At 65.3% G+C, this 23614-nt stretch carries 24 protein-coding genes and 1 tRNA gene; 9 read left to right on the top strand and 16 right to left on the bottom strand.

From position 1 onward, the window contains the following. Nucleotides 1-7 precede the first annotated feature (7 nt). The 8 genes from rplP to rplC are packed head-to-tail and all read right to left on the bottom strand — an operon-like array spanning nt 8 to nt 4272. Nucleotides 8-427, bottom strand: coding sequence for a 50S ribosomal protein L16 (gene rplP, locus NX774_RS15590; protein ID WP_258811905.1), 420 nt, complete (start codon nt 425-427; stop codon nt 8-10). A 2-nt stretch (nt 428-429) separates the two neighbouring features. After that, a complete protein-coding gene (gene rpsC / locus NX774_RS15585; protein WP_258823153.1) occupies nt 430-1224 on the bottom strand; it encodes a 30S ribosomal protein S3 in 795 nt (264 codons plus the stop codon). Between the two features lie 11 nt (nt 1225-1235). Next, nucleotides 1236-1568 (bottom strand): 50S ribosomal protein L22, encoded by a 333-nt coding sequence (rplV, locus tag NX774_RS15580; RefSeq protein WP_258823371.1) that lies wholly within the window; start codon nt 1566-1568, stop codon nt 1236-1238. Beyond that, nucleotides 1565-1840: a 30S ribosomal protein S19 gene (rpsS, locus tag NX774_RS15575; protein WP_258823152.1), complete on the bottom strand. Its 276-nt coding sequence runs from the start codon at nt 1838-1840 to the stop codon at nt 1565-1567. Before rpsS ends, rplV begins: the two co-directional genes overlap by 4 nt. 10 nt (nt 1841-1850) lie before the next feature. Beyond that, a complete protein-coding gene (rplB, locus tag NX774_RS15570) occupies nt 1851-2678 on the bottom strand; it encodes a 50S ribosomal protein L2 (protein ID WP_258823151.1) in 828 nt (275 codons plus the stop codon). After that, nucleotides 2678-2995: a 50S ribosomal protein L23 gene (gene rplW, locus NX774_RS15565; protein WP_258823150.1), complete on the bottom strand. Its 318-nt coding sequence runs from the start codon at nt 2993-2995 to the stop codon at nt 2678-2680. Before rplW ends, rplB begins: the two co-directional genes overlap by 1 nt. Further along, nucleotides 2992-3612 (bottom strand): 50S ribosomal protein L4, encoded by a 621-nt coding sequence (rplD, locus tag NX774_RS15560; protein WP_258823149.1) that lies wholly within the window; start codon nt 3610-3612, stop codon nt 2992-2994. The genes rplW and rplD overlap by 4 nt, the downstream gene beginning before the upstream one ends. Before the next feature lie 3 nt (nt 3613-3615). After that, complete coding sequence (rplC, locus tag NX774_RS15555) at nt 3616-4272, bottom strand: 50S ribosomal protein L3 (protein WP_258823148.1); 657 nt, start codon at nt 4270-4272, stop codon at nt 3616-3618. Nucleotides 4273-4578: 306 nt separating this feature from the next. Here rplC and NX774_RS15550 point away from each other — a divergent pair, with 306 nt between their 5' ends. Further along, nucleotides 4579-4902: a hypothetical protein gene (locus NX774_RS15550; protein ID WP_258823147.1), complete on the top strand. Its 324-nt coding sequence runs from the start codon at nt 4579-4581 to the stop codon at nt 4900-4902. 4 nt (nt 4903-4906) lie between these two features. After that, nucleotides 4907-5431, top strand: a complete 525-nt coding sequence (locus NX774_RS15545) for a GFA family protein (RefSeq protein WP_258823146.1) — start codon at nt 4907-4909, stop codon at nt 5429-5431. Nucleotides 5432-5456: 25 nt separating this feature from the next. Here NX774_RS15545 and NX774_RS15540 read toward each other — a convergent pair. The 7 genes from NX774_RS15540 to rpsL form a co-directional block, all read right to left on the bottom strand. Further along, nucleotides 5457-5533, bottom strand: a tRNA-Val gene (locus tag NX774_RS15540). Between the two features lie 156 nt (nt 5534-5689). Further along, nucleotides 5690-6007: a 30S ribosomal protein S10 gene (gene rpsJ / locus NX774_RS15535; protein WP_005663509.1), complete on the bottom strand. Its 318-nt coding sequence runs from the start codon at nt 6005-6007 to the stop codon at nt 5690-5692. Between the two features lie 153 nt (nt 6008-6160). Continuing rightward, on the bottom strand, nt 6161-7570 hold the full coding sequence (locus tag NX774_RS15530; RefSeq protein ID WP_258823145.1) for a choice-of-anchor X domain-containing protein: 1410 nt from the start codon (nt 7568-7570) through the stop codon (nt 6161-6163). Between the two features lie 192 nt (nt 7571-7762). Further along, nucleotides 7763-8953, bottom strand: coding sequence for an elongation factor Tu (tuf, locus tag NX774_RS15525; RefSeq protein WP_258823144.1), 1191 nt, complete (start codon nt 8951-8953; stop codon nt 7763-7765). An 80-nt stretch (nt 8954-9033) separates the two neighbouring features. After that, nucleotides 9034-11139 carry an elongation factor G gene (gene fusA, locus NX774_RS15520; RefSeq protein WP_258823143.1) on the bottom strand — a complete coding sequence of 702 codons (2106 nt, stop codon included), beginning with the start codon at nt 11137-11139 and terminating at the stop codon, nt 9034-9036. 115 nt (nt 11140-11254) lie between these two features. Further along, nucleotides 11255-11725, bottom strand: coding sequence for a 30S ribosomal protein S7 (rpsG, locus tag NX774_RS15515; RefSeq protein WP_258823142.1), 471 nt, complete (start codon nt 11723-11725; stop codon nt 11255-11257). 124 nt (nt 11726-11849) lie between these two features. After that, complete coding sequence (gene rpsL / locus NX774_RS15510; RefSeq protein ID WP_091877422.1) at nt 11850-12233, bottom strand: 30S ribosomal protein S12; 384 nt, start codon at nt 12231-12233, stop codon at nt 11850-11852. A 351-nt stretch (nt 12234-12584) separates the two neighbouring features. Here rpsL and NX774_RS15505 point away from each other — a divergent pair, with 351 nt between their 5' ends. After that, entirely contained in the window at nt 12585-14438 is a 1854-nt protein-coding gene (locus NX774_RS15505) for a phosphoethanolamine transferase (protein WP_258823141.1), read from the top strand. A 60-nt stretch (nt 14439-14498) separates the two neighbouring features. On the opposite strand, the gene NX774_RS15500 is transcribed toward NX774_RS15505, so the two are convergent. Next, complete coding sequence (locus tag NX774_RS15500) at nt 14499-16103, bottom strand: MutS-related protein (protein ID WP_258823140.1); 1605 nt, start codon at nt 16101-16103, stop codon at nt 14499-14501. A gap of 215 nt (nt 16104-16318) precedes the next feature. On the opposite strand from NX774_RS15500, the gene NX774_RS15495 reads away from it, so the two are divergent. The 6 genes from NX774_RS15495 to NX774_RS15470 are packed head-to-tail and all read left to right on the top strand — an operon-like array spanning nt 16319 to nt 23607. Next, on the top strand, nt 16319-17587 hold the full coding sequence (locus tag NX774_RS15495) for an efflux RND transporter periplasmic adaptor subunit (RefSeq protein ID WP_258823139.1): 1269 nt from the start codon (nt 16319-16321) through the stop codon (nt 17585-17587). 25 nt (nt 17588-17612) lie between these two features. Further along, entirely contained in the window at nt 17613-18305 is a 693-nt protein-coding gene (locus NX774_RS15490) for an ABC transporter ATP-binding protein (protein WP_258823138.1), read from the top strand. Between the two features lie 10 nt (nt 18306-18315). Continuing rightward, entirely contained in the window at nt 18316-19632 is a 1317-nt protein-coding gene (locus NX774_RS15485) for an ABC transporter permease (protein WP_258823137.1), read from the top strand. Between the two features lie 10 nt (nt 19633-19642). Then, on the top strand, nt 19643-20875 hold the full coding sequence (locus NX774_RS15480) for an ABC transporter permease (protein ID WP_258823136.1): 1233 nt from the start codon (nt 19643-19645) through the stop codon (nt 20873-20875). A gap of 30 nt (nt 20876-20905) precedes the next feature. Next, nucleotides 20906-22240 (top strand): sigma-54-dependent transcriptional regulator, encoded by a 1335-nt coding sequence (locus tag NX774_RS15475; protein ID WP_258823135.1) that lies wholly within the window; start codon nt 20906-20908, stop codon nt 22238-22240. Beyond that, complete coding sequence (locus tag NX774_RS15470) at nt 22237-23607, top strand: sensor histidine kinase (RefSeq protein ID WP_258823134.1); 1371 nt, start codon at nt 22237-22239, stop codon at nt 23605-23607. Before NX774_RS15475 ends, NX774_RS15470 begins: the two co-directional genes overlap by 4 nt. The last annotated feature ends 7 nt before the right edge of the window (nt 23608-23614 follow it).

Here is a 23614-nt window from a genome sequence, read left to right as displayed (position 1 = left end):
ACTCCTGTTATTGGCCGACCTGGCGCACCACGAAGGTGGTTGCCAGCGGCAGTTTGGCAGCGGCCAGGCGGAACGCTTCGCGCGCCAGTTCTTCGGCGACACCGTCCATCTCGTACAGGACCTTGCCTGGCTGGATCTCGGCGACGTAGTACTCCGGGTTACCTTTACCGTTACCCATACGGACTTCGGCCGGCTTGTTCGAAATCGGCTTGTCCGGGAAGATACGGATCCAGATCCGGCCGCCACGCTTGATGTGACGGGTCATGGCGCGACGCGCTGCCTCGATCTGGCGTGCGGTGATACGGCCGCGGACGGTCGCCTTCAGGCCGAACTCGCCGAACGAGACCGCGGTGCCGCGGTCGTGCGAAATGCCAGTGTTACGGCCTTTCTGCTCTTTACGATACTTTCTGCGGGATGGCTGCAGCATCTTTATTCTCCTGCTTTGTCAGCAGCCGGCTTGGCAGCGCGGCGGCCTGCTGGTGCGGTTGCCGGCTTGGCGCCCGGGCGGCCACGGCCAGCCGGTTTGCCGTCGTCGCGGCGCGGGCCGCGCGGCTTCTTCTCTTCGGCCGGGGTCTCGATCACCGGTGCTTCACCGGTGGCCGAGCGGTCGCCCTTGTAAACCCAGACCTTCACGCCGATGATGCCGTAGGTGGTCGAGGCTTCGCTGGTGCCGTAGTCGATGTCGGCGCGCAGGGTGTGCAGGGGCACACGGCCTTCGCGGTACCATTCGGTACGGGCGATCTCGATGCCGTTCAGGCGGCCCGACGACATGATCTTGATGCCCTGGGCGCCCAGGCGCATCGCGTTCTGCATCGCGCGTTTCATGGCGCGGCGGAACATGATGCGCTTCTCGAGCTGCTGCGAGATCGAGTCGGCGATCAGTTGCGCGTCGATTTCCGGCTTGCGGATCTCTTCGATGTTCACGTGCACCGGAACACCCATGATCTTGGTCAGCGACGACTTCAGAACTTCGATGTCCTCGCCTTTCTTGCCGATCACGACGCCCGGACGCGAGCTGAACACGGTGAAGCGCGCGTTCTTGGCCGGACGCTCGATGACGATGCGGCCCACCGAAGCGTTCTTCAGTTTCTTCTTCAGGAAGGCACGGGCTTCCAGGTCTTCCTTCAGCATTTCTGCGAAGTTGCCGTTGCCCGCGTACCAACGCGAAGCCCAGTTACGGGTTACTGCCAGGCGAAAGCCAGTCGGGTGAATCTTCTGTCCCATCGTGTGACTCCTTAGTTACCGACAGTCACGAAGATGTGACAGGATTGTTTCGAAATGCGATCACCGCGGCCTTTGGCACGTGCCGTAAAGCGCTTCAGGATCGGACCCTTTTCGACGTAGATCTGGGTGACTTTCAGCTCGTCGATGTCGGCGCCGTCGTTGTGCTCGGCGTTCGCGATGGCGGACTCCAGCACTTTCTTGACGATGGCCGCGCCCTTCTTCGGGCTGAACTGCAGAATGTTGAGCGCAGCGTCAACTTTCTTGCCACGGATCAGGTCTGCAACCAGGCGGCCCTTCTGTTCCGACAAGCGCACGCCCTTGAGGATAGCTTTAGTTTCCATTATTTCTTCGCCTTCTTGTCAGCGGCGTGGCCCTTGAACGTGCGGGTCAGCGCGAACTCGCCGAGCTTGTGACCAACCATGTTCTCGGAAACGTACACCGGTACGTGCACCTTGCCGTTGTGGACAGCGATGGTCAGGCCGATGAAGTCCGGCATGATCGTCGAACGGCGCGACCAGGTCTTGATGGGCTTCTTGTCTTTCGAAGCCTGAGCGGTCTCGACCTTTTTCATCAGGTGGGCGTCGCAGAACGGCCCTTTTTTCAGTGAACGAGTCATCTAGATCCCCTTATTTCTTACCACGGCGCGAGACGATCATCGAAGACGTGCGCTTGTTCGAACGCGTCTTCTTACCCTTCGTCTGCTGGCCCCAAGGCGACACAGGATGACGACCGGCAGCCGTACGACCTTCACCACCACCGTGCGGGTGGTCGATCGGGTTCATCACCACACCGCGAACGGTCGGGCGGACACCGCGCCAGCGCATTGCACCAGCCTTACCAATCTTGCGCAGGTTGTGCTCGCCGTTGCCGACTTCGCCAACCGTGGCGCGGCACTCGATGTGCACGCGGCGCACTTCACCCGAGCGCAGGCGCACCTGGGCGTAGGTCCCTTCACGTGCCATCAGCACGACGCCGGCACCGGCGGTACGCGCCATCTGCGCGCCCTTGCCAGGCAGCATTTCGACGCAGTGCATCGTGGTACCGACCGGGATGTTGCGGATCGGCAGGCAGTTGCCCGACTTGATCGGCGCTTCCGAGCCGTTCTGGACCACGTCACCGACGGCCATGCCCTTGGTGGCGATGATGTACTTGCGATCGCCGTCGGCGTAGCACACCAGCGCGATGTGGGCGCTGCGGTTCGGGTCGTACTCGATGCGCTCGACCTTGGCGGGGATCCCGTCCTTGTTGCGCTTGAAGTCGACCACGCGATAGTGTTGCTTGTGGCCACCGCCGATGTGGCGGGTGGTGATGTGGCCGTTGTTGTTACGGCCAGCAGTTTTCGATTTCTTCTCGACCAGGGCGGCGAACGGACGACCCTTGTACAGGTCGGCGTTGACCACCTTGACCATGCCGCGGCGGCCTGGCGAGGTCGGCTTCATCTTAACGAGTGCCATTATTTAGCCTCCTCGACGAAATTGATTTCCTGGCCCGGCTTCAGGCACACGAACGCACGCTTGGTGTGGTTGCGACGGCCGATGAAACGGCCCGAGCGCTTGACCTTGCCTTCGCGGTTCACGGTCTGCACCGATTCCACTTCCACCTTGAACAGCAGTTCGACGGCGGCTTTGATCTCCGGCTTGGTCGCGTCCGGCAGGACCTTGAACACGATCTGCTCGGCCTTTTCAGCGACGAAGGTCGCCTTCTCGGAAATGACCGGAGCCAGCAGCACCTTCATCAGGCGCTCTTCGCTAAATTTGATTGCGGCGCTCATGCGTACATCTCCTCGATCTTGGCCAGCGCACCCTTGGTGACCAGGACTTTCTTGTAGAACACCAGCGACATCGGATCGGCGTGCTTCGGCTCGACAACCAGCACGTTCGGCAGGTTGCGCGAGGCCAGCAGCAGGTTCTCGTCGAGGTTATCGGTGATCACCAGCACCGAGTCCAGGCCCATGCCCTGCAGCTTTTGCGACAGCAGCTTGGTCTTCGGGGCTTCCACGGACAGGTTCTCGATCACGGACAGACGGTCTTCGCGGGCCAGCTGGGAGAGGATCGAGCAGATACCTGCACGGAACATCTTCTTGTTGACCTTGTGCGAGAAGTTCTCTTCCGGCGAGTTCGGGAAGATACGGCCACCGCCGCGCCACAGCGGCGAGCTCGACATACCGGCACGCGCACGGCCGGTGCCCTTTTGGCGCCACGGCTTCTTGGTGGTGTGCGAGACTTCTTCGCGATCCTTCTGCTTGCGGTTGCCGCTACGTGCGTTGGCAGCGTAGGCGACCACGATCTGGTGGATCAGCGCTTCGTTGTAGTCGCGGCCGAACACGGTGTCGGCGGCGGCGACGGCGGCGCCAGCCTGGCCTTGCTCATTCAGGAGCTTCAGTTCCATCGTTTACGCTCCTTTCTGTGCTTTGGCTTTGACGGCGGGCTTGACGACCACTTGGCCGTTCTTTGCGCCAGGGACCGCGCCTTTGACCAGCAGCAGCTGGCGTTCGGCGTCGATGCGAGCGATTTCCAGGTTCTGGGTGGTGACAGTGACGTCACCCAGGTGACCGGTCATGCGCTTGCCCGGGAACACGCGGCCCGGATCCTGCGCCATACCGATCGAGCCCGGCACATTGTGCGAACGCGAGTTACCGTGGGTAGCACGGCCGGAGGCGAAGTTGTAGCGCTTGATGGTACCGGCGTAGCCTTTACCGATCGAGGTGCCTTGCACGTCGATTTTCTGGCCGACTTCGAACATCGAAACGTTGATGGTGTCGCCGGTTTTGAGTTCGGCAGCTTTAGCGGCGTCGACGCGGAATTCCTTCAGCATCGTGCCGGCTTCGACGCCAGCTTTGGCGTAGTGACCCGCAGCGGCCTTGTTCACGCGCGAGGCGCGACGCTGACCGAATGCGACCTGAACAGCGGCGTAGCCGTCAGTTTCAGGAGTTTTTACTTGCGCAACACGGTTGTTCGACACGTCCAGCACGGTGACAGGGATCGAATCCCCGTCATCCGTGAAGATGCGCATCATGCCAACCTTGCGACCGAGGAGGCCCAGGCTCATTTTTTCTCCATTCCCACCTACGATTGGGCGGGGCTAGTTCAACTACTAAAAACGTACGGACCCAAAAAAAGACGAATCCATACCGAAGCCGGCTAGTATAGCCCGCAGAAGGACTTGACGCAACAAGTAATTTGGAGGTATGTCGGGTTAACGCAGCAATGCCTGGCGGCCGTGCGCGCCAGGCGACAGCGGGCCGGGCAATCCCCCCACCCGGTGGGGAATCGGGGGCCGGGTCCGCCATCGCGGGGACGCATGGTGTTAGATTGACAGTCCCGGGCCCCTGCCCACAACCACCCACGCACACCAATGAAACCGATCATCGTAGCGCTGCTGACCATCGCGGCCGCACTGGCCGCGCCCGCCCAGGCCCAGGACAAGAAACAGGCAATCGAAGACTACAAGGACATGTGCATGCAGGCGGCCAGCATGCCTAAGCCCTACGGCGAGTACGACCTGAAGGGCAATCCCAAGCTGGATGCCTACTGCGGCTGCTTCGGCGCCCAGTTCGCCGAGGGCGTCATGAAGGTGGACCCGAAAGCCAAGCCGCCCACCGCCGACGAGGCCACCAAACGCGACCTGGCAATGCGCAACGCCTGCCGCCAGAAGCTCGGGCTGCCGCTTGCCAAGTAAGATCATGCGCTCCGATACCGGTTTCCCGCTCGACGGCGGCTGCGATTGCGGCCATGTCCGCTACCGCATGCATCGAAGCCCACTGTTCGTGCATTGCTGCCATTGCCGGTGGTGCCAGCGCGAGACCGGCTCGGCCTTCGTGCTCAACGCCATGATCGAGGCCGACCATGTTGAGTTGCTGCACGGCGAGCCGCAGGAGGTCAACACGCCTTCCGCCAGCGGCAAGGGCCAGATGATTTCACGCTGCCCGCGCTGCCTGATTGCGCTCTGGAGCCATTACTCGAGCAACGGCCCGCTGCTGCGCTTCGTGCGCGTGGGAACGCTCGACAACCCCGACGCCCTGCCGCCGGACATTCACATCTATACGGCGTCGAAACAGCCGTGGGTAGTGCTGCCGCAAGGCGCCCCTGTCATGGCCGAGTATTACGACCGGGACCAGTACTGGCCTGCCGAGAGCCTGGCGCGCAGGGCCGCGCTGCTACCGAGGATCGAGGCCTGGAAGAATGGCCAACAACATCAGGGGAACTGAGCAAGTGCTCGATGAGGAAGGAAACTGGTGGGCGGTGCAGGATTCGAACCTGCGACCCCTTGGATGTCGACCAAGTATTCTAACCAGCTGAACTAACCGCCCGGGGACCGGCATTATAAATAGGTATTGCCCGGTTGCGCAACTGCCGCACGAAAGAAATTGCAGATGCGGCCGCGCCTCATCACCCGCCACCATGAAAAAAGCCGGATCGCTCACGCGCATCCGGCTTTTTTGCGTCGGCGGCTGGGCCGCGACGGATTACTGCAGTTTGATTTCGACGTCCACGCCAGCCGGCAGGTCCAGCTTCATCAGCGCGTCAACGGTCTTGTCGGTCGGGTCCACGATGTCCATCAGGCGCTGGTGCGTACGGATTTCGAACTGGTCGCGCGAGGTCTTGTTCACGTGCGGCGAACGCAGCACGTCGAAACGCTGGATGCGGGTCGGCAGCGGGACCGGGCCCTTGACCACTGCGCCGGTGCGCTTGGCGGTATCGACGATTTCCAGGGCGGACTGGTCGATCAGCTTGTAGTCGAACGCTTTCAGGCGGATGCGGATTTTTTGATTCGGAGCGGACATTACTATTCCTTAAAGAACGAACCGCGCAGCAGGGACTCGCGGCAATAAAAAAACGCAGCCGGGGACCGGATGCGCAACAGGGTCAGTATCGTAACACAGTTTTGTGCCCGAGGTATACCGCCTCGCTGCCCCTGTTGCGTTCGGGTCGCCGCCTCAGCGAATGCGGGTGCTCATGGTCGAACGGCCGCCGGTGGCCAGATACCACGGCTTGCAGCGCATCCCCGCGACCATGCCGGCAGAACAGTCGAGCTCGGTCCTGGCCTCGCCACGGCGGGCGAAATAGTCGTACAGCGCCATCGCGTAGCCGTCCAGCGGCCGTTCCGAGAGGATGATGGTCGCGCTGCGGAATTGCTTCTGGGAACTGGCCGCGTCCGGCAACCTGGGGCCGGCGGCGGCGACGATGTCGGCCACCCGGACCGGCACAATGTCGGCGGCGCCCAGCACCTGGCCTGCGCGCAGGTCCATGGCCTGGTCTTTCAGCGCGAAATACTCGGGCACCTCGGCAGCGCTTGCCAGTCCCATCAGGTACAGCTCGAGCATGTTGAAGGTGGTCAGGTCCTCCGGGTTCTGCTCTCCCACGACGTAGCCGCCTTTGCTGTCCGGCGCAAAACTGTACGGGTACTGGCCACCCTGCGCGTTGGGCGGAATGCTGAAACCCATCACATTGATCGCCACGCTGCCCTTCGGCCAGTGCGGCGTGCCGCCCGCCAGCGGCGCCATGGGCAGGTAATTGATCCACTGGTGCCCGGTTTCGTGCAGGAAGCCGACGCCGCCGTGGTCGAAGAAGGCGGACAGCGGGAACACGTTGTAGCCCATCAGCCTGGTGGCGCTGCCGAACGTGGCGCCCGCGTCCATGCGCTGGGCGCCGATGCCCGACACCGCATTCCTGACCGTGCCGTGGTGGCGGTTGTCGCGCGCGCCGTCCACCAGCACGATGTTCAGGAAATCGAACTGGTCCGGATGGGTGGTGTAGAAGCGCTTGGCCCAGAACGCGGGGTCCAGGCTGGTCAGCTGGTCGGCGCGCGCCAGGTAGCTGACCACGTAATCGGTTTCCTGGCCCAGATCGACCGGGTACAACCGGGCGCTGCCGATCGCGGCGGTCCACACCTCCGCGAACACGTTGTAGGTGCCGTCGGCCCCGGCCACGCGCAGCGCGCCCACATACGGCCGGTTGACCCACTCGGGCTTGTTCTTCGCCAGCACCGTCGCGGCCGGCAGCTGCACGGTCCAGATGCCATCGTCCGCCGCCAGGTCGCCGCCGGCGCCGTCGTCGCGCAGCGGGTACACCTTGCCATCGATGGTCAGCGTGGCCGCGCTGGTCTTGCCGCTGACCTGGGCCTCGAACAGCACGGGCTCGGCCTGGGTCTCGGGAATGACGTAGGGGGTCCAGCGCTGGCGCAACACGGTTGGCGCGATCACGACCGGAATCTCCGGCCCGGCCGCGGCACCGGCATCGACCGAAATGGGCGGCGCGATGCGTCCGCCACAGGCGGCGAACGTGCCAAGCGCGCCCGCCAGGGCGAGCGTGGCGATGCGGTTGCGGGTCAGCGAGCGGTGTGCCAAGAGAGCCTCCTTTGTCCGGCTGTAACTACAGGTCGGCGCCAAGGATAGGGCTTTTGGTTGTGCCGGGCAACGGCGTTTGCCCGTGGGGAGAACACTTGCCCCACCGGTGGGGGGAACACAAAAAACAAATGCCGGGCAAGCCCGGCATTTGCTGAGAGAACGGGCAGCGTGCGCCGCCCGTGCAGGATCGTCTTAGGCGATGATCTTGGCGACCACACCTGCGCCGACGGTACGGCCACCTTCGCGGATTGCGAAGCGCAGGCCTTCTTCCATTGCGATCGGAGCGATCAGCTTGACGGTGATCGACACGTTGTCGCCCGGCATGACCATTTCCTTGTCGGCCGGCAGCACGATCGAACCGGTCACGTCAGTGGTACGGAAGTAGAACTGCGGACGGTAGTTGTTGAAGAACGGGGTGTGACGGCCGCCCTCGTCCTTCGACAGCACGTACACTTCGCCGGTGAACTCGGTGTGCGGCTTGATCGAACCCGGCTTGGCCAGCACTTGGCCACGCTGGACTTCTTCACGCTTGGTGCCGCGCAGCAGCAGGCCGACGTTGTCGCCAGCTTGGCCCTGGTCCAGCAGCTTGCGGAACATTTCGACGCCGGTCACGGTGGTCTTCACGGTGTCGACGATACCGACGATTTCGATCTCTTCGCCGACTTTGATGATGCCGCGCTCGACACGACCGGTGACCACGGTACCGCGGCCCGAGATCGAGAACACGTCTTCCACCGGCATCAGGAAGGTGCCGTCAACAGCACGCTCCGGGGTCGGGATGTAGCTGTCCAGTGCGTCGGCCAGCTTCATGATGGCCTGCTCGCCCAGCTCGCCGGTGTCGCCTTCCAGCGCCATACGTGCCGAACCCTTGATGATCGGCAGGTCGTCGCCCGGGAACTCGTACTTCGACAGCAGCTCGCGCACTTCCATTTCGACCAGTTCCAGCAGTTCTGCGTCGTCAACCAGGTCGCACTTGTTCAGGAACACGATGATGTACGGAACACCCACCTGGCGAGCCAGCAGGATGTGCTCGCGGGTCTGCGGCATCGGGCCGTCGGCAGCGGAGCAAACCAGGATCGCGCCGTCCATCTGCGCTGCACCGGTGATCATGTTCTTGATGTAGTCAGCGTGGCCCGGGCAGTCAACGTGGGCGTAGTGACGGTTTGCGGTTTCGTACTCGACGTGCGCGGTGTTGATGGTGATGCCGCGTGCCTTCTCTTCCGGAGCGGCGTCGATCTGGTCGTAGGCTTTCGCTTCGCCGCCGAATTTCTTCGACAGGACGGTTGCGATTGCTGCGGTCAGCGTGGTCTTGCCGTGGTCGACGTGGCCGATGGTGCCAACGTTGACGTGCGGCTTAGTCCGCTCGAATTTTTCCTTTGCCATTTTGATCTTCCTTTAAAAGACGATGTACTTGGTGTTGTTTTTCAAAGGAGGCAGGACGCCAGTCCTGCCCCCCGATTTGATTACTTGGCTTTCGCGGTGACGATCGCGTCGATCACGTGCTTCGGAGCTTCGGCGTAGTGCTTGAACTCCATCGTGTAGGTCGCGCGGCCCTGGGTCGCCGAACGCAGCGAGGTCGAGTAGCCGAACATTTCCGACAGCGGGACTTCGGCCTTGATGATCTTGCCGCCGCCGCCCGGGATTTCGTCCATGCCCTGCACCATGCCGCGGCGGGACGACAGGTCGCCCATCACGGTACCGGCGTAGTCTTCCGGCGTTTCCACTTCCACGGCCATCATCGGCTCGAGGATGACCGGGTTGGCTTTACGGCAGCCTTCCTTGAATGCCATCGAGCCAGCCATGCGGAACGCGTTCTCGTTCGAGTCCACGTCGTGGTACGAACCGAAGGTCAGGGTGACCTTCACGTCCACCACCGGGTAGCCAGCCAGCACGCCGGTGGTCAGGGTCTCGCGCACACCCTTTTCCACTGCCGGGATGTACTCGCGCGGCACCACGCCGCCCTTGATGGCGTCCACGAACTCGAAGCCTTTGCCCGGCTCCTGCGGTTCGATCGACAGCACCGCGTGGCCGTACTGGCCGCGGCCGCCCGACTGCTTGACGAACTTGCCCTCGACGTCGGTGACGGCCTTGCGGATGGTCTCGCGGTAAGCCACCTGCGGCTTGCCGACGGTCGCTTCCACGCCGAATTCGCGCTTCATGCGGTCAACGATGATCTCCAGGTGCAGCTCGCCCATACCACCGATGATGGTCTGGCCCGACTCTTCGTCGGTGCGCACGCGGAACGACGGGTCTTCCTGTGCCAGGCGGTTCAGCGCCAGGCCCATTTTCTCCTGGTCGGCCTTGGTCTTCGGCTCGACTGCCTGCTGGATCACCGGCTCCGGGAACACCATCTTTTCCAGGATGATCGGGGCGGCCGGGTCGCACAGGGTTTCACCGGTGGTCGCTTCCTTCAGGCCGACGGCAGCGGCGATGTCGCCTGCGCGCACTTCCTTGATCTCTTCGCGCTGGTTGGCGTGCATCTGCAGGATACGGCCGACGCGCTCTTTCTTGCCCTTGACCGGGTTGTACACGGTGTCGCCCGAGTTGATCACGCCCGAATACACGCGGAAGAAGATCAGCTGGCCGACGAACGGGTCGGTCATGATCTTGAATGCCAGCGCCGAGAACTTCTCGTCGTCCGATGCTTTACGCTCGGTCGGCTCGTCTTCTTCGGTGGTGCCCTTGACCGGCGGAATGTCGACCGGCGACGGCAGGTACTCGATCACGGCGTCGAGCATGGCCTGCACACCCTTGTTCTTGAACGCGGTGCCGCACATCATCGGCACGATTTCGCCGTTGATGGTGCGCTCGCGCAGCGCCTTCTTCATGTCCGCTTCCGGCAGGTCGCCTTCTTCGAGGTACTTGTTCATCAGCTCTTCGGACGACTCTGCAGCCGCCTCGACCAGCTTCTCGCGCCACTCGGCGGCGGTTGCAGCCAGCTCGGCCGGCACGTCCTTGTACTCGAACTTCATGCCCTGCGACGCGTCGTCCCAGTAGATGGCTTGCATCTTGACCAGGTCGACCACGCCGACGAAGTTGTCTTCGGCGCCGATCGGGATCTGGATGGGCACCGGGTTGGCCTTCAGGCGGGCGCGCATCTGCTCGTACACCTTGAAGAAGTTGGCGCCGGTACGGTCCATCTTGTTCACGAATGCCAGACGCGGCACCTTGTACTTGTTAGCCTGGCGCCACACGGTTTCCGACTGCGGCTGCACGCCGCCCACGGCGCAGTAGACCATGCAGGCGCCGTCCAGCACGCGCATCGAACGCTCCACCTCGATGGTGAAGTCGACGTGGCCCGGGGTGTCGATGATGTTGAAGCGGTGCGGCTGGAAGTTGTTGGCCATGCCCTTCCAGAAGCAGGTCGTCGCTGCCGAGGTAATGGTGATGCCGCGCTCTTGCTCCTGCTCCATCCAGTCCATGGTAGCGGCGCCGTCGTGCACTTCACCAATCTTGTGGTTCACGCCGGTGTAGTACAGGATACGCTCGGTGGTGGTCGTCTTACCGGCGTCGATGTGAGCGGAGATACCGATGTTACGGTAGCGCTCGATGGGGGTAGTGCGTGCCATAAATTTTCCTAAATCTTTGAATGGACAAAACCGAGCAGCATTTTGATTGCCAAAATGTGCCCGGCTTGAACAACGAATACTACTGGGACCGCCCCCGCGGGGGCGGCCGCGTGCCTTAGAAGCGGAAGTGCGAGAACGCCTTGTTCGCTTCAGCCATGCGGTGCACCTCGTCACGGCGCTTCATTGCGCCGCCACGGCCTTCCGCGGCTTCCATCAGCTCGCCACCGAGGCGCTGCGGCATGGATTTTTCGCTGCGCTTGTTTGCGGCTTCGCGCAACCAACGCATAGACAGCGCCATGCGACGGACCGGACGAACTTCCACTGGCACCTGGTAGTTGGCGCCGCCGACGCGGCGGGATTTCACCTCGACCATCGGCTTGCAGTTGTTGATCGCGGCCGTGAACACTTCCAGCGGGTCCTTGCCCGATTTTTGCTGGATGTGCTCGAACGCGCCATAGATGATGTTCTCAGCGACCGACTTCTTGCCGGACAGCATCAGAACGTTGACGAACTTGGCGACATCGGTGTTGCCGAATTTCGGATCCGGCAGAATCTCGCGCTTGGGGACTTCACGACGACGTGGCATTTCAATTCCTTCCTGTCTTCAGTTGAGTGCTTTTTCCGCACTCGCGAAAGGCCATCATAGCCCTTCACTTACTCGGCCTTCCGGCCGGCTCAACTCAATAGATTAAAGCCAAAGCGGCTTGGGATTACTTCTTGGCAGCTTTAGCGCGCTTGGCACCGTACTTCGAACGGGCCTGCTTACGGTCTTTCACGCCCTGGGTATCCAGTGCGCCGCGAACCATGTGGTAACGCACACCCGGCAAGTCCTTCACACGGCCGCCGCGCAGCAGCACGACCGAGTGTTCCTGCAGGTTGTGGCCTTCACCGCCGATGTACGAAATGACTTCGAAACCGTTGGTCAGGCGAACTTTGGCGACCTTACGCAGTGCCGAGTTCGGCTTCTTCGGGGTCGTCGTGTAGACACGGGTGCACACGCCGCGCTTCTGCGGGCAGTTCTCCAGTGCCGGCGACTTGCTCTTCACAACCGCGGCAACGCGCGGCTTGCGAATCAGTTGATTGATGGTTGGCATCGTAAATAAATCCAACAAAATTACTGCGTTGATGACCCGGACGCGAATCCGGGGACTGAAACCTAGTCCCGACTTTGGACGCACACAGGCGACGAAAGCCACTCTCCGAAGGAGCGGCTGCGAAGGCAATACGATGTGCAGAATAAATTCGAGAACTCGCGAGTATAGACGCGAAGCAGGGACCGGTCAACCGATTTGCTGCCCGGACCGGCCCGGACGGCCATTCCGGCCGGGTTGACCGGGCCGCGGTGTGGCGCACGAGAGACAGCCGGCAGGGAGCGCCGGCGCCATGGATTTTCTCACGGCAATGGTTGGATAATAGCTGACTTTTTGCCGTCCCGCCCCTGCCCGATGCGATTTTTGCTACGCCCCGCCAACCTCTATGTCGCGCTCACCTACCTGGCGCTGTCGGCGGTGCCGTTCGTGCCGAAGCTGTTCGGCGGCGTGGTCGAGCGGCCCGGGCAGGTGCTCGGCATCGAATTCATCTGCTGGGTCGCGGCCTGGGCCGTGTTCGGGCGCCCGGCGCGCTTCCACTGGCTGCTGCTGCCGGCCTTCCTTGCGCTGCCGGTCGAGGTGTACCTGTTCAAATTCTACGGCAAGGGCATCTCGACCCACCACCTGGGCATCATGTTCGAGACCAGCCCGGTCGAGGCGATGGAATTCCTGGGGCAGAAGGTCTGGCTGATGCTGGCCGTGCTGGTGGGCGTGGTGGCGTGGTGGGCGAGCAGCTGGCGCGCCGCCTGGGTCACGCGCGACCTCGACTGGCACGACGGATCGCGCCCGGTGGTGGCGGCGGTGCTGGCGCTCGGCGCGGCGCTGCTGGGTTACGGCGCGGCATTCGGGGTGGCCCCGCCGCCGGTGGTGGCGCCGGCGGCATCGCTGCAGGCCTCGGCGCGGATGGTCGCGCTCAAGCCGAGTGGCCCGGCGGCCGCGAGCGCCCAGCCGGCCGCCGCGCCACCGCCGGGCGCCTCGACGCCGCTGCCCGCCCTGCCGCACTGGGCCAGGATGCCGTTCGACCGCGAAGCGTTCGCCCAGTCCTGGCCGTTCGGGCTGGTGGCGCGGGGGATGGACTTCTACCGCGAGCGGGTGTACCTGGCCGACCTGAACCGGGCCAGCGCCAACTTCCACTTTGGCGCGCACCCGGCGCAAGCCGACGCCCCGCCGCAGCTGGTGGTGCTGGTGATCGGCGAATCGTCGCGCTACGACCGCTGGCGCCTGAACGGCTACGCGCGCGACACCAACCCGCTGCTGGCGCAAGAGCCCAACCTGGTCATGCTGCCGGACGTGATCACCTCGGTCTCGGCCACGCGCCTGTCGGTCCCGGTCATCATCTCAAGAAAGCCCGCCACCGAAAGCCTGAAGGACGGCTTCGCCGAAAAGTCGATGCTGACCGCGTTCAAGGAGGCCGGCTACAAGACCTTCTGGCTGTCGAACCAGATCTCGTTCGGCAAATTCGATACGCCCGTGTCGGTGTTCGCCAAGGAAGCGAACGTGATCGAGTTCCTCAACCTGGGCAGCTACAACGACAAGTCGAGCCTGGACGAAGTGATGCTCGATCCCTTGAAGAACGCGCTGGCCGACCCGGCGCCGAAGAAGCTGGTGGTGCTGCACACGCTGGGCAGCCACTGGAACTACAGCCACCGCTACCCGGCCAGCTTCGACAAGTGGCTGCCATCGCTGTACGGCGTGGACAAGCCGGTGTACACCGACCTGAAGATCAAGCAGCAGCTGAACAACAGCTACGACAGCTCGATCCTGTACACCGACTGGTTCCTGTCACACGTGATCGGCACCATCAAGGCCAGCGGCGCGGCGGCGTCGATGGTGTACGTGGCCGACCACGGCCAGACCCTATACGACGGCAGCTGCAAGGTGGCGTTCCACGGCCATAACCACCAGTACGAATTCCATGTGCCGGCCTTCGTCTGGTACTCGGACAGCTACCGCGAGCGCTTTCCGGACAAGATCGGGCAGCTGCTGCGCCACCGCAGCGCCCACCTGGCCACCGAGAACATGTTCCACACGCTGCTGGACCTGGGCGACATCCGCTACCCGAACGACCGGCTGGAGTGGAGCTTCGTGAACAGCCGCTTCAAGCTGCACAAGCGCTACGTGGACAGCTACGGCTGGACCGACTACGACAACGCGGTGATCAAGGGCGACTGCCACGAAGTGGTGGCCCGGACAAAGCCGGCGCGGCGCTGAGCGCTGACGCAGAAAACCCGGTGCCCGGCCCGTAGGGTGCTCGTTCGGCCGGGCACGGGTTCAAACAACACCGGCCACCCCGAGCACCGCCTTGCCCGCCTCCGGCTCGGCCAGGTAGCGCTCCAGCCAGCGCGCAACCCGCGCTGCCTTGTGCTGCACGCCAGCGTCGAAGCCCTGCGCCGCCAGCAGCGCGATCCCGTTCGTTTCGGCCAGCACGCCGCGCTCCAGCGCCAGCGCCGTTCCCACGCGCTTGATGCAGTACGGGTCGAGCCGCTGCGCGAGCAGCGAGGCCAGCTCGAGGTGATGCGACGCCACCACGACCAGCGAGCGAGCGGCCAGCGTATCGAGCACCGCGGCGGCGGCCGACACCGACTCGACGTGGTTGGTGCCGCGGAAGATCTCGTCAACGAGGAAAATCGCGCACTGCGGCGCGGCCAGCAGTTCGCGCGCGCGCCGCAGCTCGGCCATGTACAGGCTTTCGCCGCCCAGGAGAGAATCCTCGCCCTGCATGCTGGCGTACACCGGCAGCATCGGCACGCGCGCGCGCCTGGCGTAGCAAAAGCCGAAGGCATTGGCCGCCACCAGGTTCACGCCGAGCGTGCGCAGGAAGGTACTCTTGCCCACCCCGTTCTGCCCCGAGATGAAGGCGCCCTTCCCGTCCAGCGCCAGCGACAGCGGCGCGGGCGACGGCAGCAGCGGGTGCAGCGCGCCATCGAGCACGGTTTCACGGCTGGCGCAGCCCTGCGCCCAGCACCAGGCGCCGCGCCCCAGTAAGTGCCGCGCGAGCGCCACATCGGCCTCGAGCGCCGCGCAGCGCAGCAGGCAGTCGCGCAGGAACGCGCGGTTGTCGAACACCAGCGCGACGGTCTTGAAATAATGGTTCAGGTTGGCGAGCATGAACCAGTCGCGATACCCCTGCGCCCCGGGGATCACCCTGGCCAGCGCGGAGCGCGACAGGGCGCCGCTGATCCGCCCCGCCTGTTCACGCGAACCCGGAAAGCCGCGCGCGGCCAGGCCGGGGACGTCGGCCAGCACGGTGCAGGACCGCAGCAGCAGCTGCAACGCGTGGGTGCTGCGTTCCCATGCCTGTACGCGCTCGTGGTAACGCACCTGCGCCGTGATCAGGACGTACATGACGGCGGCGACGCCCAGCCACGCGAGCGGCGACAGCGCCAGCGCCGCCAGGCTGGCCAAAAGGCCCAGCGGCAGCGGCCAGGTGCGCCCGGCCCAGCGCGGGATCGCCGGCCGCTCGCCCTCGAACAGCAGTTCGGCCACCTCGGTCTCGGCAGCGCGCTGCGAACGCATGCGGCGGTGGATGTCCTGCAGCGCGGCCGGGTCGCGCATCAGTGCCTCGACACGCTCGCGCTGCGCGTGCCGCGCGTCGTCCGTCGCGCCCGCCCGCAGCCGCCGGTACAGTTCCTGGCGGCCGAAGATGCTCGCCTCGGCCGACAGCTCGCCCAGGTAGCGCTCGAGCAGCAGGTCGTTCCAGGTCTGGTCGTCCAGCGATGGCGCGCCGCCTGCCTGCGTGACGCGGTGCAGCTGCGCGACGTCGCTGGGCGCGAAGGGATAGTCGATCGGTTCCGGCTCGGGAATCGTGGCCACGGCACGCGCATACGCGAACAGGTGGCGGGCAAGGCCGGCAAGGCCGGTCAGGGTTTGGCTCATCTCGCCTTTCGGTGGTTGGGCGCATGCGCCGGCATGCGTTGCCATCATATAAAGCCTGCTCGTGAATATGCAAGCGTGGCGGCACTGTCCGCGCGAGTGTCCGTCCGCACGCTGTCCGGACGCCGCGGACACACCGCCATTCCTTTCAAATCAGTCACTTAGCACATGGCACACTTCGTGCAACAGGAATCGCGGTCAATACAACAGGCAAAGCCATGATTCGCGATACTTCAGCCCAGGACGCCATGATCGCCTCGCATCCGGCGAGCAAATTCAAGAAACGCGCCTTCGTCATCGGCGGCGCGATCGCCCTCGCCGCCGTCGGCGCCATGCTGCTGTCGGCCTACCGCAGCAGCGACGAATCGGTGAACGCGGCGCGCATCCGCATTGCCGAAGTCGCGCGCGGCACGCTGGTGCGCGACGCCGCCGTCAACGGCCGGGTCGTGGCCGCGGTCAGTCCGACCCTGTTCTCCACCGCCTCCGCCACGGTGTCGCTCAAGGTGCAGGCCGGCGACACGGTCAAGAAGGGCCAGGTGCTGGCAGTGCTCACCTCGCCCGACCTGGCGGACGCGCTCAAGCGCGAACAGACCGCCTACGAGCAGCTGCAGGCCGAGGTGGCGCGCCAGGAGATCCTGTCGCGCAAGCAGAAGCTGCTGGCGCAAAAAGAGGCCGACACCGCCGAGATCGAGCGCCTGTCCGCGCAGCGCACGCTGGAGCGCTACCAATCGGTGGCCAACGAGGGCGTGATCGCCAAGATCGATTACCAGAAGGCCAAGGACGCGCTCAATTCGGCCGAGATCCGCGCCCGCCACGCCGCCTCCGCCGCGGCGCTGGAAAAGGACGACGTGGCGCTCGCGCTCAAGACCAAGACCAGCCAGCTGCAGACGCAGAAGCTGTCGCTGGCCGAGGCCCAGCGCCGCGTGGACGAGCTGACCGTGCGCGCGCCGGTGGACGGCTTCATCGGCACCCTCAACGTGCAGGACCGCGCGGTGGTGCCGGCCAACGCGCCGCTCATGACGCTGGTGGACCTGTCGCGCCTGGAAGTGGAGGTCGAGGTGCCCGAGACCTTCGCCGCCGACCTTGGCATCGGCATGAACGCCGAGATCACCATCGGCAACGCCACCGTGAAGGGCAAGCTGTCTGCGCTCTCGCCCGAGGTGGTCAAGAACATCGTGCTGGCGCGCGTGCGCTTCGAGGGCAAGCAGCCCGAGGGCCTGCGCCAGAGCCAGCGCGTGAGCGCGCGCCTGTTGATCGAGGAAAAACCGAACGTGGTGATGGTGGCGCGCGGCCCGTTCGTGGAAAGCGAAGGCGGGCGCTTCGCCTATCTCGTCAAGGACGGCATCGCGGTGAGGACGCCGGTGCAGATCGGCGCGACCTCGATCTCGTCGGTCGAGATCCTGTCCGGCGCCAAGCCGGGCGACAAGATCGTCATCTCCGGCACCGACACCTTCAAGAACGCCCAACGTGTGGCCATCAACAACTAACCGAAAACGACACAAGGAGTCCAGCATGCTGCGCATGAAAAACCTGTCCAAGGTGTACCGTACCCACATGATCGAGACCCATGCGCTGCGTGGCTTCGAGATCGACGTCAAGCAGGGCGAGTTCGTGACCGTGACCGGCCCGTCCGGCTCGGGCAAGACCAGCTTCCTGAACATCGCCGGCCTGCTCGAGACCTTCGACGACGGCGAGTACATCCTCGATGGCGTGAACGTGAAAGGCATGGACGACAACGCCCGCTCGAAGCTGCGCAACGAAAAGCTCGGCTTCATCTTCCAGGGCTTTAACCTGATCCCCGACCTGAACCTGTTCGATAACGTCGACGTGCCGCTGCGCTACCGCGGCTTTAACGCCACCGAGCGCCGCGAGCGCATCGAGGACGCGCTGTCCAAGGTGGGCCTGGCCTCGCGCATGAAGCACTACCCGGCCGAGCTGTCCGGCGGCCAGCAGCAGCGCGTGGCGATCGCGCGCGCGCTGGCCGGCTCGCCCAAGCTGCTGCTGGCGGACGAACCGACCGGCAACCTGGACACCCAGATGGCGCGCGGCGTGATGGAACTGCTGGAAGAGATCAACGCGCAGGGCACCACCATCCTGATGGTCACGCACGACCCCGAGCTGGCGGTGCGTACCCAGCGCAACGTGCACATCATCGACGGCCGTGTGTCGGACCTGGTGCGCACCACCCCGACCCTGGTCGCGTAAGGAGCTGACCATGTTCGGCTACTACTTCAAGCTTGGCGTGCGCAGCCTGCGCCGCAATCCGGCGCTGACCGCGCTGATGGTGCTCACGCTCGCGGTGGGCGTGGCGGCGTCGATGTCCACCCTCACGATCCTGCACATGATGTCGGGGAACCCGATCCCGCACAAGAGCGACCGGCTGCTGGTGCCGGTGCTCGACGTCGGCCCGAAGGAAGGCTACACCCCGGGCTCGCCGCCGGACGACGTGCAGTCCACCTACCCGGATGTGAAGAACCTCCTCGCGGCCCCGGTGGGCGCGCGCCGCACCGCCATGTACGGCGTGAACCTGGCGGTGGAACCGGCGCGCACCGACCTGGCCGCGTTCCAGCAGCAGGGCCTGGCCGCGACGCACGATTTCTTCTCCATGTTCGAAGTGCCGTTCAAGTACGGCCAGCCGTGGACCGAAGCCGAGGACAAGGCGGCCGCCGACGTGATCGTGCTGTCCACCGACCTGGCCGAGCGCCTGTTCGGCAAGACCAACCCGGTCGGCAAGCAGGTGCGCATGAGCCGCTATTCGTACCAGGTGGTGGGCGTGGCCGACCACTGGAAGCCGCTGCCCCGCTACTACCACATCATTTCGGGCAACGGCGAGTACGGCGACGAGGAAGCGTTCTTCCTGCCGCTGGCCACCGCGATCCGCCACGAGATGGGCCATGCCGGCAGCATGAGCTGCAACGTGCGTAACCCCAAGCCGGGCTTTGCCGGCCGACTGGAAGGCGACTGCACCTGGCTGCAGTTCTGGTTCGAGACCGCGTCGGCCGCCGACCGCGCCGACGTCCAGTCCTACCTGGACAGCTACGTGAAGGAACAGCACCGCCTGGGCCGCATGGAGCGCAACCAGCCGGCCAAGCTGTACAACGTGATGGAATGGCTGGAAGAGCGCAAGGTGGTGGGCAGCGACGAGAAGCTGTCGGTGTGGCTGGCGTTCGCCTTCCTGGCGCTGTGCCTGGTGAACACGATCGGCCTGCTGCTGGCGAAGTTCTCGGTGCGCGCCCCCGAAGTGGGCATCCGCCGCGCGCTGGGCGCGTCGCGCCGCGAGATTTTCAGCCAGTTCCTGATCGAGACCGCCGTGGTTGGCCTGGTCGGCGGCACGCTCGGCCTCTTGCTGTCGTACGGCGCGCTCGCCCTGATGGGCCTGTCCACGCCATCGATGAAGAACCTGGCGCACATGGACATGGAAATGCTTGCGTTGACCTTTGTGCTGTCGATCGCGGCGGCCATCGTGGCGGGCCTGTTGCCGACCTGGCGCGCCTGCCAGGTGACCCCGGCGCTGCAACTCAAATCCCAATAAGGAAGCCAACATGGAAATCCGTCCCATCCTCTCTGCGCTCATGCGCAACAAGACCGGCCCCGTCCTGGTGGCGATCCAGGTCGCGCTGTCGATGGCGATCCTGGCCAATGCCCTGCACGTGGTGAACCTGCGCCAGCAGATCAGCGTGCGCCCGAGCGGCGTCGAAGACGAGCAGTCGGTGGTCACGATGCGGGTGCGTAACCTGGACAAGCGCGGCCCCGAAGAGATCATCGCCAACCGCGAGCGCGAACTGGCCACGCTGCGCGCGGTGCCGGGCGTGACCAGCGTGGCCGAAGTGAACCAGGTGCCGCTCTCCCACAGCGGCAACAGCAACACCTTCGCCGGTAGCCGCACCCAGCTGCAGCCGACCGGCGGTGCTGCCGCCTACGATACGTCCGGTGGGCTGATCAAGACCTGGGGCCTGAAGCTGGTCGAAGGCCGCGACTTCACCCCGGATGAATACATGAACTTCGACCCGGACAAGGACACCGACGGACCACGCATCGTCATCATCACCTCGGCGATGGCCAAGAAGCTGTTCCCCGACGGGCACGCGGTCGGCAAGATGATCTACAACGGCACCGGCGAAAGCGCGTTCGAGATGCGCGTGGTCGGCGTGGTCGAGCGGCTGCAGACGCCGTGGGCGCAGACCGACGACACGGTCGAGTACTCCGAAATCCGGCCGCTGCGCTTCGTCGGCTCCAACTCGGCGATGTACACCCTGCGCGTCGAACCGGGCCAGGCCGACCGCGTGATGCGCGAGGCCGAGGAAGCCTTGCGGCGCGGTTCGGCGGTGCCGAAGATCATCGACAGCAAGCAGCTGTCGGCGGAGCGCCGCGACTGCTACCGGGGCGACCGCACCCTGTCGTGGATGCTGATCATCGTGTGCGCGCTGCTGCTGCTGGTGACCGTCAGCGGCATCGTCGGCATGGCGAGCCTCTGGGTCACGCAGCGCCGCAAGCAGATCGGCGTGCGCCGTGCGCTCGGCGCGCGGCGCGTGGACATCCTGCGCTACTTCATCACCGAGAACCTGATGATCACCAGCACCGGCGTGGTGGCCGGGGTGCTGCTGGCGATCGGCCTGAACAACCTGATGGTCTCCAAGCTGGAGATGGCGCGCCTGCCATTCGGCTACCTGCTGGCCGGCTGGGGCCTGTTCTGGGCGCTCGGGATCGCGGCCGTGTACGGGCCGGCCTGGCGCGCCGCGTCGATCTCGCCGGCGATGGCCACGCGCACCGCGTAAGCTCATCTTTACGATGGTATGCTAGCGGCCATGCCCACCGTACTGATCATCGACGACAACGCCGCGGTCGCGATCGCGCTGGAAGTGCTGTTCTCCCTGCACGACATCGCGGCCCTGCGCGCGGCCTCGCCCGAGGAAGGGCTGGCCTTGCTCGACCGCGAGCCGGTCGACCTGGTCATCCAGGACATGAACTTCAGTGCCGACACCACTTCGGGCGAAGAAGGCACCGCGCTGTTTCGCGAGATCCGCCGGCGCCACCCCGACCTGCCGGTGATCCTCTTGACCGCGTGGACCCACCTGGATGCGGCGGTGGAGCTGGTCAAGTCCGGCGCGGCCGACTACCTGTCCAAACCGTGGAATGACGACCGGCTGCTGGCCACCGTCACCAACCTGGTCGAGCTGTCGCAGGCCAACCGCGCGCTGCGCCAGCGCCTGCAGCAGGAACGGCGCGCGCGGCGCGAGCTGGAACAGGGCTTCGACCTGCGCGGCATGGTCTGGGCCGACCCGGCCACCGAGCGCGTGCTGCACCTGGCCTGCCAGGTCGCGCGCTCGGACGTGCCGGTGCTGGTCACCGGGCCGAACGGCACCGGCAAGGAACGCATCGCCGAGATCATCCAGGCCAACTCGCCCGTCGCCGGCGGCCCGTTCGTGGTGCTCAACTGCGGCGCCCTGCCCGCCGAGCTGATCGAGGCCGAGCTGTTCGGCGCCGAGGCCGGCGCCTACACCGGCGCGTCCAAGGCGCGCGAGGGTAAGTTCGAGGCGGCCGACGGCGGCACCCTGTTCCTGGACGAGATCGGCAACCTGCCGCCGGCCGGTCAGATGAAGCTCTTGCGTGTGCTCGAGACCGGGCGCTTCGAGCGGCTGGGGTCGAACCGCGAACGCCAGGTCAAGGTGCGCGTGATCAGCGCCACCAACGCCGACCTGCAGGCCATGATCCGGGCCGGCACCTTCCGCGAAGACCTGTACTACCGCCTGAACGTGATCGAGCTGCGCATCCCGCCGCTGGCATCGCGCCCGGCCGACATCGTGCCGCTCGCGCACAGCTTCCTTGCCAGCGGCAAGACCCTGCACCCGGGCGCCGAGGCGGCCCTGCAGGCCCACGCCTGGCCCGGCAACGTGCGCGAACTGAAGAACGTGATGGCGCGCGCCAGCCTGCTCGCGCGCGGCGACGTGATCAAGACCGAGGACCTGGGCTTGCCGCCGGTGCCGGCGGCAAGCGCCGACAACGAACCTGACCGCGACGCGATCGCGCAGGCGCTGGCGCGCGCGGGCGGCGTGGTGGCGCAAGCCGCCGCCGAGCTGGGCCTGTCGCGCCAGTCGCTGTACCGGCGCATGGAACGCCTCGGCATCGCCCGTACCACATGAGCCGCAAGGGCATCCGGCCGCCGCGCGGGCGTCGCTTTTCGCTGGTGACGCGCTGGTCGGCGCTGGTCGGCACCCTGCTCACGCTGGGCATCGGCGCCGCGCTCGGCCTGACCATGCTGTTGCCGGGCCAGCCCTGGCTGGTGCTGGCGATCTGCCTGGCGTGCGTGGTGCCGATTGCAGTCATCACGATCCGCTCAGAGATCCGCCCGATCCTGTCGCTGTTCCGCGCGCTCGAAGGCACGGTGGCCAGCTACCGCGACGGCGACTTTTCGTTCAGCCTGCACTGGCCGCACAACGACGAGCTGGCGGACCTGGTGGCCTCGCACAACGACCTTGGGAGCGTGCTGCGCGACCAGCGGCTGGACCTGGTGCAGCGCGAGCTGTTGCTGGACACGATGGTGCAGAACACGCCGGTGGCAATGCTGCTGGTGGCCGGCAACGCCAGCCGTTCGGGCCCGGTCGTGTACGCCAACGTGGCCGCGCGCCAGCTGCTGGCCAAGGGCCGCAAGCTCGAAGGCATGCAGTTGGGCGAGCTGCTGCAGACGGCGGCGCCGGCCTTGTCCGATGCGCTCGCGCGTGGCGGCGACGGCCTGTTCAGCGTGGACGGCAGCGACGGCGGCGAGGACGAGGTCTATCACCTTGCGCGCAGCAGCTTCACCCTCAACGGCCGCAAACACGAGCTGCTCCTGCTGCGCCACCTGACGTCCGAACTGCGGCGCCAGGAAGTGCAGACCTGGAAGAAGGTGATACGCGTGATCAGCCATGAGCTGAACAACTCGCTGGCGCCGCTGGCGTCGCTCGCGCATTCGGGGGCCGAGCTGGTGCGGCGCGGCCAGCCCGAGCGCCTGCCGCAAATCCTCGAAACGATCGGCGAGCGCACGCGCCACCTGGAGAGTTTCATCCTCGGCTACGCGCGCTTTGCCAAGCTGCCCACGCCCAGGCTGGAAGCGTGCGAGTGGAGCGAGTTCGTGGCCCGGCTGGCCTCGCAGGTGCGGTTCTCGCTGGTCGGCGCGCTGCCGGCCGATCCGGCGCAATTCGATCCGGCCCAGCTGGAGCAGGCGCTGCTCAACCTGCTCAAGAACGCGCACGAATCGGGTTCGCGTCCCGAGCAGGTGGAACTGCAAGTGCGGCGCGCGCAAGACGTGGTGCGCATCGACGTGATGGATCGCGGCAGCGGCATGAGCGACGCCGTGCTGACCAACGCGCTGGTGCCGTTCTATTCCACCAAGCGCAGCGGCACGGGGCTGGGCCTGGCGCTCGCGCGCGAGATCGCCGAGGCGCACGGCGGGCGCATCACGCTCGCCAACCGCGAAGGCGGCGGCCTGGCGGTGACCCTGGTCCTGCCGCTGGTCGCGGTGCCCGCCTGACCCGCCC

Origin of the sequence: Massilia agilis (genome assembly GCF_024756255.1) — a bacterium.
GTDB classification, from domain to species: domain Bacteria; phylum Pseudomonadota; class Gammaproteobacteria; order Burkholderiales; family Burkholderiaceae_D; genus Telluria; species Telluria agilis.
The sequence above is the reverse complement of the archived record's forward strand: the minus strand, read 5'-3'. Positions and strand labels throughout refer to the sequence as shown.